Below are 12,935 nucleotides of genomic sequence, written 5' to 3'. Positions count from 1 at the left end.
GGCTGCGCGAAGGCGCTCAGGCCGGCGGCCCGAACAGCCGGCCCCAGCCCCGCACGGCGCCGGGATCGATGCCGACGGTTTTCAGCGCCCGCCACACCACGGTGGCGACGGAGTCGTAGATCGGAATGCCGAGCTCGCGCTCCATCTCTTCCACCAGCTGCGCGCCGTGCAGGTTGGTGCACATGATGGTGATCGCGTCGGGCCGCTGCTGCGCCAACTCGCGCAGCATGCGGCGCAGCGTGTCGGGCTCGACCTCGCTGAATGCGAAGTTCACCGTCAGGCCGAGGTGCCGTTCGGCCACGCAGTCGATGCCGATGCCCGCGTAGTTGGCGACGATGCGCTGCTGCACGTCCTCGACATAGGGCGACACCAGGCCGAGCGTGCGCGCGCCCTGCGCGGCCAGCAGCTCGTTGAGCGCCAGCACCGAGGTGCTGGCCGCAATGCCGGTGGCCTCGGTGATGCGCGCGCACAGCGCCTCGTCCTTCTCGAAGCCGAGCCAACTGGCCGAGGTGCCGCTCCAGCAGATGGTGTCGACGCGCGCGTCGGCCAGCAGCCGCGCGGCCTCGAGGATCTTGCTGTCGTCGAACTGGCTGAGCGAGGCGCCGCGCATCGAGATCTCGGTGACGGTGAAGCGCGAGAAGTGCGCCGAGACGCCGGGCACGCCGCTGACCATCGCGCTGGTCAGCGGCTCGAGCGCGGTGTTCGAGGAGGGCGTGAGCACGCCGATGAGTTTGCGTGGGGTCATGGTCGTCTTCAGAGGCGAGGGGTGTCGGTCGGGTCGGCCGGTGCGCCGGGCTTTCCCTGGTGGCGCGAGGCCAGGTCGAGCTCGTGCGCCAGGGCCTTGCGGCGGGCGGGCGTCGGCGCGGCGTGCGAGGGATTGTCGAGCGCGGGCAGCACGAAGTCCTTGACCATCTTGCGGATCGCCAGCACGTTCTTCGACTCGCGCAGGCCGCCTTCGATGGGCAGCATGCTGGTCATCACGACCACCGCGTTGCGCTCCGGCAACGCCACGATGAACTGGCCCTTGAAGCCCATGGCATGCACCTCGGGCTCGGTGGCGACGATGTCGTTGATCCACCAGAACTGCCCGTACCACGGCGCCGACGACGGCGCGGTCATGGTCCGCATCCAGGCCTGCGACACAATCTGCCGGCCGTTCCAGCGGCCGCCCGAGAGCACCAGCATGCCGAGCTTGGCCATGTCGACGGCACGCAGCCGCAGACCCCAGCCGGCCGACACCAGCCCCTTGCCGTCGGCGCGCTCCCAGGCGTAGTGCGTCATGCCCATCGGCTTGAAGATCTTCTGCTCGGCAAGGGCGTGCAGCGGCATGCCGGCATCGGCGCCCAGCGTCGCGCTCGCAAGAATCGGGTTGACGTCGGTGTAGTCGAAGGCTTCGCCGGGCGGGCGCCTGGGCGTGGTCTCGGCGGCGAGCTTCAGGCGATCGGGCGCGCCGTAATAGATCGGATCGTCGGTTGGCTTGAAGTCGTAGAACAGGCCGGTCGACATCGACATCACATGCCGCAGTTCGATGGCCTGCTTGTCCGCGAGCGCCGCCTGCAGGTCCGGGCGCGCCTTGGCCAGCACGGGCGCCACCTTCTCGTCGAGGCGGCTTCGGCCTTCGTCGATCAGCACGCCAGCGGCCAGCGCCGTGACGTTCTTGGTGATCGAGTACAGCTCGTAGTTGTGGTCGCGGCCGAGCCCCCGGCTGTAGCGCTCGAAGACCAGCTTGCCGTCCTTGACCACGAGGAAGCTGCGCACGTCGAGATCTTCCTTGCGGATCCACTCGGACAGCCGCACGAGCGGGCGCGAATCGACGCCGGCGGCCTCGGGCATTGCGGCGGCGATCGCGGGCCGGGCGTCGTCGGCCGGGGCCACGGACTGGGCCAGCGCGCTGCCGGCCAGGGCCAGATGCAAGGCCAGCGCGATGGCCGCAGGGCGGACATGGACCATGGACATGGTTGTCTTCTCCTGGAGGGTTGCGTGCCTCAGACCGGCAGCTTCTTGCTGTAGTCGATCAGCATCGTCGAGCAGACGAACAGGCCCGCGCCCGCGGCCGTGAACAGCATCAGCGCCATGAAGTACGAGCCGGTCGCCTGCACGATCAGGCCCACCACGATCGGCACGCCGATGCCCGCCACGTTGCCGCCCAGGTTCATCGTGCCGCCCAGGAAGCCGACCCGGGCGCGCGTGCCGAGGATCGAGGGCACGCACCAGAACAGGCCGCACCAGCGCAGGAAGAACAGCGTCACCGACAGCAGCACGACCACCGCAACCGGATCCTTGATCTGCGTCACCATGAAGATGGCGATGGTGGCGATGATCGACGAGATGCCGAACAGCGTACGCAGCACCTTGCTCTGCGAGGCGCCGGCCGCCTGCCATTTGTCGGCCAGCCAGCCGCCGAACATCTCGCCCACGAAGCCCGAGAAGAACATGATGAACACCGCACCGCCCATCTGCTTGATGTCGAAGCCGTGCACCTTCGACAGGTAGTTCGGCATCCAGGTGAGCAGGCCGTAGAACAGCGCGTTGAAGCACATCCAGCCGAAGAACATGCCCCACACCGAGCGGAAGCGGAAGAAGTCGAGCACCCGTCCGCTCGCGTCCGCCGATTCCTTGGCGGCGTCGGCTGCATGGCTGGCCTCGATGTAGCGCGCCTCGGCCTCGTTCACGCCAGGATGCTGGCGCGGATGGTTGCGGATGTAGCGCCAGGCGAAGTAGCCGGCCAGCACGGTCCCGCCTCCGGCAATGGCGAACGCCATGCGCCAGGAGCCGAGCACGGCGATCAGCCCCGAGATCAGGATCGCGCCGAGCGCGGCGCCCAGCGGCGCGCCGCCATCGAGCAAGGTGGCGCCGCGGCCCCGTTCGGTCTGGGTCATCCAGATGCCGTTGAGCTTGCCGCCCGCCGGGTAGATCGGCGCCTCGGCCGCCCCCAGGCCCAGGCGGGTCAGCAGCAGCGGAACCCAGCCCGTGCAGGCGGCGGCAATCGCCTGGAAGAAGCCCCAGCCCAGCGTCGCGCCGGCAATCACCACGCGCGGGCCGTAGCGGTCGGCCAGCATGCCGCCGGGAATCTGCATGAGCGCATAGGTCCAGAAGAAGGAACTGAGCAGCAGGCCCTGCACCGCGGGCCCGATGTCGAACTCCTTGGCAATCAGCGGCATGGCCACCGACAGCGAGGCGCGATCGATGTAGTTGATCGAGATCAGGAACAACATCATCAGGAAGATCTTCCAGCGCACCTTGGTGGGCTGGTGGGCTGGGTTGGCGGACGCCGCAGGCGCCGATACCGTCGTTGTCGATTGCATTGGTTGTCTCCTTGAAGGCGCACTGCCGCAGGGCCCGGAGCCCGGCGCGAAGGCGCACCCCATCGCATGGTTGAAGCACGGCAGGCCGCTGTGCAAGGAACGCCCGTGCGCTCTTCGGCGCATCCGGCTTCCGCGGCCCATCGGCGGGAAGGCAGCCTGCGTCGGCGCCGTTCTTCAGCAATCGACCGCAGGCTGTGGAGCGAATCTAAGTTTCGTCGACATCATTGTCAACAATGATGTTTATATTTTAATCGACACTATCGTAAACACTTAATGGCGAGCAGCCAGGTGCCTCAAGACCAATGCGCGGTCTGCGGGACAGAAAAACGGCCTGAGCTGCAGCCTCCAGACACACCGCAGTTAGTTATGGTCGATATGTACTACCAAATGTGTACAACCTCGCCGGGGGCCGCCCTCGATGGGGCCGCTCACCGAGGGAAAGTTCTCCACCATTGCGGTGGATAAGACGGTGGAGAACCACGCTCGAATCGCCGCCGAGCGTTGCCACGCCTGCGTAGCGACGCTACGCCTGTAAAAGCGGCACCCACCGAGATCCCTGACACTTCTGATGGTGCTTCCCCCCGAGCCGAGCAGCGGGAATACGGATGCGTCCCCAATGAAAAAAGTCCCGTCGCATGGACCGCGCGGGACTTCTTGAAACTTGCTCAGACTGATTCTGGCGGAGAGTGTGAGATTCGAACTCACGGACGGTTGCCCGTCGGCAGTTTTCAAGACTGCTGGTTTAAACCACTCACCCAACTCTCCGGAACCGTCGATTTTATGCTGGCCCCGGCCGCTCACTCCTCGGGCAGGAAGAGCGACTGCAGGTCGCTCAGAAAATCGAGTCCGCGCTCGGTGGGCCACACGCGATAGAGGTCGCGCGCGACGAGGCCCTTGCGCTCGGCTTCCTCCAGCCCCTTTTGAATGCTGGTCATGGCAAGCCCGGTGCGCTCGCTGAACTGGGGCAGCGTGAAGCCTTCCTTCAGGCGCAGCGCATTGAGCATGAACTCGAACGGCAGGTCGGCCAGCGCCACTTCGTCGCTCTGCGCCACGGCAGCGCCGGCGCGGGCGTTGCTCATGTACAGGCGCGGCTCTCGAAAGCGCACCTGGCGCACGATGCGGTGCGCGAAGCTCAGCTTGCTGTGCGCGCCCGCGCCAATGCCCAGGTAGTCGCCGAACTGCCAATAGTTGAGGTTGTGCGCACAGGTGTGGCCGCTGCGCGCATAGGCCGACACCTCGTAGCGCGACATGCCGCTGGCGGCGGTTCGCTCGGTGATGCGGTCGAGCATGGCGTAGGCCAGGTCGTCTTCGGGCAGGGCCGGCGGAAACTTGGCGAACCAGGTGTTGGGCTCGATGGTCAGGTGGTACACCGAGATATGCGGCGGCGCGAGCGCCAGCGCCTGGGTCAGGTCGGCGTCCAGCCCCTCGAGCGTCTGGCCCGGCAGCGCATACATCAGGTCGAGGTTGAAGGTGTCGAACGCGCTCGCGGCTTCTTCCAGGGCGGCAATGGCCTGGGCACGGTCGTGCACGCGGCCCAGCGCCTTCAGGTGCCCGTCGTTGAAGCTCTGCACGCCCACTGAAAGGCGCGTGACGCCCGCGCTGCGGTAGGCGCGGAAGCGGTTGCGCTCGAAGGTGCCGGGATTGGCTTCGAGCGTGATCTCGCACTCGGGCGCCAGCTTGAGGCGGGCGCGCACGTCGCTGAGCAGGCGGTCGATGGCCTGCGGCGAAAAAAGGCTCGGCGTTCCGCCGCCGATGAAGATGGTGTGGACGGTGCGGCCCCAGATGAGCGGCAGCGCGGCGTCCAGGTCGGCAACGAGCGCGTCGACGTACGCCGCCTCGGGAATGCCCTCAGCCTCGGCCTCGCTGGTGGCGCGCCACTCGTGCGAGTTGAAGTCGCAGTACGGGCACTTGCGCAGGCACCAGGGCAGATGGATGTAGAGCGACAGCGGCGGCAGCGCCGCCAGCTGCAGCGGGCCGGGCCGCATCCAGTGCAGCACGTCGTTGGCCTGCGGTGCGCCGGCGGGCTGCGCAGGCTGGATCGGAACGACAGAGGCCATCACTCAGAACCAGCGTTCGCGCATCAGGGCCAGCATGGCCTTGGCCGCCTGGCCCCGATGGCTGTTGGCGTTTTTCACCTCGGGCGGCAGCTGGGCAAAGGTCTTGCCGAAGTTGGGCAGGTACATGACGGGATCGAAGCCGAAGCCGTTGTCGCCGATGGGCGCGTGCGTGATTTCACCGACCACGCGACCGACTGCGATGAGCGGCTCGGGGTCATCGTGCCCGCGCAGCGCAACCAGCGTGCTGACGAGCGCGGCGCGCCGGTTGGCGACGCCGTCGAGCTGCTCGAGCAGCGCCTTGACGTTGTTGGCATCGCCTTTGGCATAGCCGAACTGCGTGGCATAGAACGCGGTGTCCACGCCCGGCAGCCCGCCGAAGGCGTCGACGCAAAGCCCCGCATCGTCCGCAATGGCCGGCAGGCCCGTTGCGGCGCTGGCATGGCGCGCCTTGGCCAGGGCGTTTTCGACGAAGGTGCGAAACGGCTCCTCGGCCTCGCCCACGCCCAATGCCGACTGGGGCACGAGCGTCACTGCCAGCTCCGCAAACAGCTGCTGGAGTTCGGCAAGCTTGCCGGCGTTGTTGGAGGCCAGGACCAGTTTCATCGCCATCGACCGATCACTTCGAAAGGAGGGACTGCTGCTGCAGCACGATCAGTTCGCCAATGCCTTTCTCGGCCAGGCCGAGCAGGAGGTTCATCTCTTCGCGCGAGAAGGCCGCGCCCTCGGCGGTGCCCTGCACTTCGACGAAGTGGCCGGCGCCGGTCATCACGACGTTCATGTCGGTATCGCAGGCGGAGTCTTCGGTGTATTCGAGGTCGAGCAGCGGCGTGCCGGCAACGATGCCGACGGAAATGGCGGCCACGTGGCCCCTGATGGGCGACGCGGGGATCGTGCCGGCGGCCAGCAGCTTGTTGACGGCGTCCTGCGCGGCAACGAAGGCGCCGGTGATCGCGGCGGTGCGGGTGCCGCCATCGGCCTGCAGCACGTCGCAGTCGAGGTGGATGGTGCGCTCGCCCAGCGCGGCCAGGTCGAACACGGCGCGCATCGAGCGTCCGATGAGGCGCTGGATTTCCTGCGTGCGGCCGCTTTGCTTGCCGCGGGCGGCCTCGCGGTCGCTGCGCGTGTGGGTGGCGCGCGGCAGCATGCCGTACTCGGCCGTGACCCAGCCTTCACCGCTGCCGCGCTTGTGCGGCGGCACGCGCTCTTCGACCGAGGCGGTGCACAGCACGCGCGTCTGGCCGAATTCGATGAGCACCGAGCCCTCGGCGTGGATGGTGAAACCGCGGGTGATGCGCACCGGGCGCAACTGGTCGGCGGCACGGCCGCCGCTTCGTGTGAAAGCAGTCATTTTCTATGAGAGGTATGTGGAACAAAAAGCGCAGACGGCTACGCAAACCGAAGCAGCCAGGGGATCAGGTTTTCTTGGCGGCAGAGCGGCGAATGGCTTCGTTGATTTCGGCAATCGAGCGCTCGATGGCGTCTTCGTCGAGGTCGTCGAGCGCATCAAGCTCGCCGTCCGCGGGCATGCCGGCCTGGATGGTGGAGGCAAAGACGCCGTCGTCGATGGTCTCGGTGGAAACGCCGCGGTCTTCACCCGTGGAATCGGGCATCTCCCATTCGAGGGCGATGAGCGTGACGTTGTCGCTGTGCGCGCCACCCTTGCGCAATGCCATTTCGGCCAGGTCGGGCGCGGCATCGGACACCGGCTTGTCGGAGGACAGCGTGTGCACGATGACGGCGTCGTCGAGCACGCCCCAGACGCCGTCGGAGCACAGCATGATGCGGTCGCCGCGCTGCAGCTGCAGCGGGGCCGAAATATCGAACAGCGGCGTGGTCGGCGAGCCCAGGCAGGTGAGCAGCAGGTTGCGGTTGACCGGCATGTCCGCGCCATGCGGACGCGGGCGCTCGGCATGCGAATGGTCGCGCGTGCGGGTCAGCAGGCGGCCGTCGCGCACCACGTAGAGGCGCGAGTCGCCGCAGTGCATCCAGGTGGCCGTGGTGCCCTGGAGCAGCGCCGCGACGACGGTGGTGCGCGGCGTGTCGAGCATGGCCTTGTGGCTGGCATAGCGCATGATCTGCTGGTGCGCCGCCATGGCCGATTCGGCCAGGAAGGCCTTGACGTCCTTGACGGTGGGGCGCGCTTCGCGCTGGTAGAGGGCCGCAATGGTCTGCAGCGCCAACTGGGCCGCAACCTCGCCCTCGGGGTGGCCGCCCATGCCGTCGGCCAGCACGAAAAGGCCCGATTCCCGCGTGTAGCAGTAGCCCATGCGGTCTTCGTTCTTGAGACGGCCGCCCTTGCGGCTGACCTGGAATACCGAGAATTTCATGCCGGGCGCGTGGTAGGTGCCGCCGCCCTGGGCAGGGCCTTCTTGTCGAAGGAGCGGATGTTGTCGAATGAAAGCCGCACCTTTTCGCCGACGGTGAGCTTGGTGTAGCGGCGCTCGCCTTCGCGGCTGAGTTCCTTTTGCAGCGCAAAGACCGACTGCGGGCGCGAGAGCGGGTCGAGCGACATGCACCATTCGACCACCTCGATGAGGTTGTCGGAGTACACGCCGCGCAGGCGCGACAGCGACAGGCTGAGCCGGTCTTTCTCGATGCGGCGCGGGGCGTCGTTGGGCGGGTAGCCCTGCATGCAGGCGTAGATGCAGGCGCCAATGGCGTAGATGTCGGTCCAGGGGCCCATCGACGAGTCGCGCCGGTACATCTCGGGTGCGGCAAAGCCGGGGGTGTACATGGGGCGGATGAAGATGCCCTCCTTGCTGAGCACCTCGCGCGCGGCGCCGAAGTCGATCAGCACCGCCCGGTCGTCGTCGGTGACGAAGATGTTGGCGGGCTTGATGTCCAGGTGCAGCATCTTGTACTGGTGCACGATGCGAAGGCCGCGCAGGATCTCGTCGAACAGCGAGCGGATCGTCGATTCGCGGAAGACCTTGGGCCTTTTCAGGTCGCGCGCGGTCACCACGAAGTCCTGCAGGGTGGCGCCCTCCAGGTAGTTCATGACCATGTAGACGGTTTCGTTCTCGCGAAAGAAGTTGAGAACGCTGACCACCGAGGCATGCGAAATCTGCGCGAGCGAGCGCCCTTCCTCGAAAAAGCTCTTGAGGCCGAGCCGGTAGAGCGAGAGCTTTTCGGGTGCGACTTCAGGCGTGAGCTCGCCCGGCCCGCGCGTGGCCAGCGAAGATGGCAGGTATTCCTTGATAGCAACCTGCTGTCCGCTGGGGTCGATGGCGAGGTAGACAACGCCAAAACCGCCTGCGGAAAGCCGGCGAACGATGCGGTAACCGCCAATGACCGTATCGGGCAGCAGGGGCGAAGGCTTGACCTTTGACATAATCCGGGAGTTTCGCCCGAAGGCGATGGTGCGGCAAGCGAACGCCATGCCGACGCCTCGGTGCTTGCAAGCAAAACCATAGTGAGGCGCAATGCCAGTTTACAGCATGACCGGCTATGCCAGTGGCCAGAACGGCCCCGCCGGCAGCCACTCCGAAGCCGAAGCACGGCCTGCCGCCGCGGGCCGCCTCGGGGTCGAAATCCGCTCGGTCAACAGCCGCTTCCTCGACCTCACCTTCAAGTTGCCGGAGGAACTGCGCCAGCATGAAACCGCGCTGCGCGAGCTGCTCACGGGCAAGCTCAAGCGCGGCAAGGTCGAGGTGCGCGCCGCCATCGAGAACACCGCCCAGGCGGGCGTCGTCGAGCCCTCCGTCAAGCTGCTGCAGCGGCTCAACGGCGTGCAGGACGGCATCAAGGCCTGGCTGCCCGGCGCCCGCGAACTGAGCGTGGCCGACGTGCTGCGCCTGGCCGGCGGCGACAGCGCCATGCGCGGCGACTGGGGCAGCGACCTGCTCGAGGTGGCCGGCAAGGCGCTGGATGCGCTGATGTCGGCCCGCCAGCGCGAAGGCGCGCGGCTCGCCAAGATGCTGGAGGCCCACCTGGCCCAGTTGCGCACCCTGGTCGAACAGGCCGGTCCGCTGATCCCGCAGCTGGTCGAGCAGCAGCGCGCTCGTTTCCTGGAGCGCTGGCAGGAAGCCATGGGCCTGACCGGCGGCACCCTGCCCGAGGCCGCCCAGGACCGCGCGCTGACCGAGGCAACCGCCTTCGCCATCCGCATCGACGTGGCGGAAGAGCTCACGCGCCTGAATTCGCACCTCGACGAGATCGAGCGGCTGCTCAAGAAGGGCGGCGAAATCGGCAAGCGGCTGGACTTCCTGATCCAGGAACTGCATCGCGAGGCCAATACACTGGGCTCCAAGTCGGCGGCGCTGGAGCTCACCCGCATCGGCGTGGACATGAAGGTGCTGATCGAGCAGATGCGCGAACAGGTACAGAACATCGAATGAGCGAGCGAATGGACTATCCAGGCAACATCTTTGTCGTGGCGGCACCGAGCGGTGCCGGCAAATCGAGCCTGGTCAAGGCGCTCATGGAGCTGGACACGGCCGTCCAGCCCTCGGTTTCCCACACCACCCGGCCGCCGCGCGGGCAGGAAAAGCACGGCCGGGAGTACTTCTTTACCTCGCCCTCCGAATTCGACGCCATGATCGCGGCGGACGGCTTCGTGGAATGGGCCCACGTGCACGGGCACCGGTATGGCACCTCCAAGAAGGCCATCGAGGAGCGCATTGCCCAGGGGGCCGACGTCATCCTGGAAATCGACTTCCAGGGCGCCATCCAGATCCGCAAGACCTTCGCCAATGCGGTCATGATCTTCATCCTGCCGCCCAGCTGGGAAGAACTGCGCTCCCGGCTGGAGCGGCGCGGCGAAGACAGCGCGGCCGTCATCGAGCTGCGCCTCAAGAACGCCGCCGAAGAAATGGCCCGGGCGGGGGAATTCGACTTCGTTATAATCAACGAGTTATTTGAGCGCGCGCTTTTCGATCTCAAGGCGATCGTCCACGCTCAGCGGCTTCGGTATTCTGCACAGCGCCGCGCACGTGCCGACACATTCGCCGCCCTGAACATCCCCTGATTTCCTGCTCACCGACCGAAAGATTCCATCATGGCCCGCATCACCGTCGAAGATTGCCTGCTTCAGATCCCCAACCGCTTCCAGCTGGTCCTGGCCGCCACCTACCGTGCGCGCATGCTGAGCCAGGGCCATGCACCCAAGATCGAGAGCAAGAACAAGCCCGCCGTCACGGCCCTGCGCGAAATCGCCGAAGGCAAGATCGGCCTCGAAATGCTCAAGAAGGTGCCGGGCTGATCGTTGTTCTGACGCAGCCCTGCAACGAAAAGGCACCGCCGAGCGGTGCTTTTTTTACGTCTGGACGCGTCCATAGAGCGGTCACGCTAAAGTGGTAGCCATGAGCGCGGTTGCCAAACATCAGTCCCATGCCCCCGCGGGGGGCACGCCCAAGCCGAGTCCGGCGGCGCTGAATGCGGCTGCCGCGAGCTTTGCCGCGCTGACCGCCAGGCTCGACTACCTGAGCCCCGAAGACACCGAGCTGGTCCGCCGCGCCTACCGCTTTGCCGACGAAGCCCACCTGGGCCAGCTGCGCAACAGCGGCGAGCCCTACATCACCCACCCCATCGCCGTGGCGGCGCAGTGCGCCGAATGGAAGCTCGACGCCCAGGCGCTGATGGCCGCCCTGCTGCACGATGCCATCGAGGACTGCGGGGTCACCAAGCCCGAACTGATCGAGCGCTTCGGCGCGCCGGTGGCCGAACTGGTCGACGGGCTCACCAAGCTGGACAAGCTGCAGTTCAATACCCGCGAGGAAAACCAGGCCGAATCATTCCGCAAGATGCTGCTGGCCATGGCGCGCGACGTGCGGGTCATCCTGGTCAAGCTGGCCGACCGCACGCACAACATGCGCACGCTCGACGATGCGCCGCGCGAGAAATGGGCCCGGATCTCGCGCGAAACGCTCGAGATCTACGCGCCCATCGCGCACCGGCTGGGCCTGAACCAGACCTACCGCGAACTGCAGGAGCTGTCGTTCCGCCACCTGAAACCCTGGCGCTACGCCACCCTGTCCAAGGCCGTGGCCAAGGCGCGCGGGCGCCGCCGCGACCTGATCCAGAAGGTGCAGCGCGAGGTCGAGACCGCCTTTGCCAACGCCAACATGACGCTGCGCATTGCCGGACGCGAAAAAACGCTCTATTCGATCTACCGCAAGATGGAGGAGAAGCACCTGAGCTTCGCCCAGGTGACCGACATCTACGGCTTTCGCCTGATCGTGCCGAACGTGATCGCCTGCTACACGGGCCTGGGCATCCTGCACCAGATGTACAAGCCGCTGCCGGGCAAGTTCAAGGACCACATCGCGATCGCCAAGCTCAACGGCTACCAGTCGCTGCACACCACGCTGGTGGGCCCGGCCGGCGTGAACGTGGAATTCCAGCTGCGCACCGAGGCCATGCACGTGGTGGCCGAATCGGGCGTGGCGGCGCACTGGCTCTACAAGGCGGCCGAGCCGAATGCGGCCAGCAACGACCGGCTCGGCACCAAGTGGCTGCAGTCGCTGCTCGACATCCAGGACGAAACCCGCGACGCCGCCGAGTTCTGGGACCACGTCAAGGTCGACCTGTTTCCGGACGCCGTTTATGTCTTCACGCCGAAGAGCCAGATCCTGGCACTGCCGCGCGGCGCCACGGTGGTCGACTTTGCCTACGCCATCCACAGCAACATCGGCGACCACACCTCCGCGGCACGCATCAACGGCGACCAGGTGCCGCTGCGCACGGAGCTCAAGAACGGGGACGTGGTCGAGGTCATTACCGCGCCCGTGTCCACGCCCAATCCCGCGTGGCTCGGCTTCGTGCGAACCGGCCGGGCGCGCTCCAAGATCCGCCACTACCTGAAGACCCTGGCCCATGCCGAATCCGAAGGCCTGGGCGAGAAGCTGCTGGCGCAGGCGCTGCGCGCCGAAGGCCTCAGCAAGCTGCCGGCCGAGGATGCCGAGCACCAGGCGCTGTGGGAAAAGCTGCTGCGCTTCACGGGCAACCGCACGCGCGCCGAGCTGCTGACCGACATCGGCCTGGGCAAGCGGATTGCCAGCATCGTGGCAAAGCGGCTGGTGGCCATGCTGTCCGAACTCGGCGAGCGGCCCGATGCGCTGCTGCTGAGCCGCGAGCGCTTCATCTCGCACGAAACCATTTCCCAGGGCGCCGTCACGCTGGACGGCAGCGAGAACTCGTCGGTGCGCTTTGCGCTGTGCTGCCGGCCGATTCCGGGCGACGAGATCATCGGCTACCTCGGCCATGGCGAAGGGCTGGTCGTGCACACCGAGTCCTGCGGCGTGGGCCAGCGCCTGCGCCACAAGGACAGCGAGCGTTTTTTCGCGGTCGAATGGGCGGACGAACCGACCCGCACCTTCGAAACCGGCGTGGTCATCACGGTGCGCAACGACAAGGGCGTGCTCGCGCGCGTGGCCGCGACCCTGGCGGACGCCGAAGCCGACATCACGCACGTCGAAATGGCCGACGAGACGCCGCAGGATTCGACCGACCTGCGCTTCGTGATTGCCGTGCGCGACCGCACCCACCTCGACAGCGTGCTGCGCGCCGCGCGGCGCACGGCCTCGGTGCTGACCGCCGCAAGAACGGTTCCCGCGCCCTGACCGGCGGGCAGGAA

At 66.8% G+C, this 12,935-nt stretch carries 12 protein-coding genes and 1 tRNA gene; 4 read left to right on the top strand and 9 right to left on the bottom strand.

Annotated features, from left to right (window positions below):
- Positions 1–16: 16 nt before the first annotated feature.
- The 9 genes from IB278_RS01670 to IB278_RS01630 form a co-directional block, all read right to left on the bottom strand.
- Positions 17–745 (bottom strand): aspartate/glutamate racemase family protein, encoded by a 729-nt coding sequence (locus IB278_RS01670; protein WP_192322474.1) that lies wholly within the window; start codon positions 743–745, stop codon positions 17–19.
- 8 nt (positions 746–753) lie between these two features.
- On the bottom strand, positions 754–1,956 hold the full coding sequence (locus IB278_RS01665) for a serine hydrolase domain-containing protein (protein ID WP_192322473.1): 1,203 nt from the start codon (positions 1,954–1,956) through the stop codon (positions 754–756).
- Positions 1,957–1,985: 29 nt separating this feature from the next.
- On the bottom strand, positions 1,986–3,305 hold the full coding sequence (locus IB278_RS01660) for an MFS transporter (RefSeq protein WP_192322472.1): 1,320 nt from the start codon (positions 3,303–3,305) through the stop codon (positions 1,986–1,988).
- 677 nt (positions 3,306–3,982) lie between these two features.
- Positions 3,983–4,070, bottom strand: a tRNA-Ser gene (locus tag IB278_RS01655).
- Positions 4,071–4,102: 32 nt separating this feature from the next.
- Entirely contained in the window at positions 4,103–5,362 is a 1,260-nt protein-coding gene (gene hemW, locus IB278_RS01650) for a radical SAM family heme chaperone HemW (protein ID WP_192322471.1), read from the bottom strand.
- Positions 5,363–5,365: 3 nt separating this feature from the next.
- Positions 5,366–5,965, bottom strand: coding sequence for an RdgB/HAM1 family non-canonical purine NTP pyrophosphatase (gene rdgB / locus IB278_RS01645; RefSeq protein WP_025569631.1), 600 nt, complete (start codon positions 5,963–5,965; stop codon positions 5,366–5,368).
- 13 nt (positions 5,966–5,978) lie between these two features.
- On the bottom strand, positions 5,979–6,710 hold the full coding sequence (gene rph / locus IB278_RS01640) for a ribonuclease PH (RefSeq protein WP_025569633.1): 732 nt from the start codon (positions 6,708–6,710) through the stop codon (positions 5,979–5,981).
- 64 nt (positions 6,711–6,774) lie between these two features.
- Complete coding sequence (locus tag IB278_RS01635) at positions 6,775–7,689, bottom strand: PP2C family protein-serine/threonine phosphatase (protein ID WP_015867096.1); 915 nt, start codon at positions 7,687–7,689, stop codon at positions 6,775–6,777.
- Positions 7,686–8,693, bottom strand: a complete 1,008-nt coding sequence (locus IB278_RS01630; RefSeq protein ID WP_015867097.1) for a serine/threonine protein kinase — start codon at positions 8,691–8,693, stop codon at positions 7,686–7,688. Before IB278_RS01630 ends, IB278_RS01635 begins: the two co-directional genes overlap by 4 nt.
- Before the next feature lie 91 nt (positions 8,694–8,784).
- Here IB278_RS01630 and IB278_RS01625 point away from each other — a divergent pair, with 91 nt between their 5' ends.
- From IB278_RS01625 to IB278_RS01610, 4 genes are all read left to right on the top strand, one after another.
- Positions 8,785–9,699, top strand: a complete 915-nt coding sequence (locus IB278_RS01625) for a YicC/YloC family endoribonuclease (RefSeq protein WP_025569636.1) — start codon at positions 8,785–8,787, stop codon at positions 9,697–9,699.
- 8 nt (positions 9,700–9,707) lie between these two features.
- Entirely contained in the window at positions 9,708–10,328 is a 621-nt protein-coding gene (gmk, locus tag IB278_RS01620; protein WP_015867099.1) for a guanylate kinase, read from the top strand.
- A 30-nt stretch (positions 10,329–10,358) separates the two neighbouring features.
- A complete protein-coding gene (gene rpoZ / locus IB278_RS01615; protein ID WP_015867100.1) occupies positions 10,359–10,562 on the top strand; it encodes a DNA-directed RNA polymerase subunit omega in 204 nt (67 codons plus the stop codon).
- A gap of 100 nt (positions 10,563–10,662) precedes the next feature.
- Positions 10,663–12,921, top strand: coding sequence for a RelA/SpoT family protein (locus IB278_RS01610; protein ID WP_145740364.1), 2,259 nt, complete (start codon positions 10,663–10,665; stop codon positions 12,919–12,921).
- Positions 12,922–12,935 lie beyond the last annotated feature (14 nt).

Source organism: Variovorax sp. VRV01, assembly GCF_014852545.1.
Taxonomy (GTDB): domain Bacteria; phylum Pseudomonadota; class Gammaproteobacteria; order Burkholderiales; family Burkholderiaceae_C; genus Variovorax; species Variovorax beijingensis_A.
This window is presented reverse-complemented; position numbering and strand designations above follow the sequence as displayed.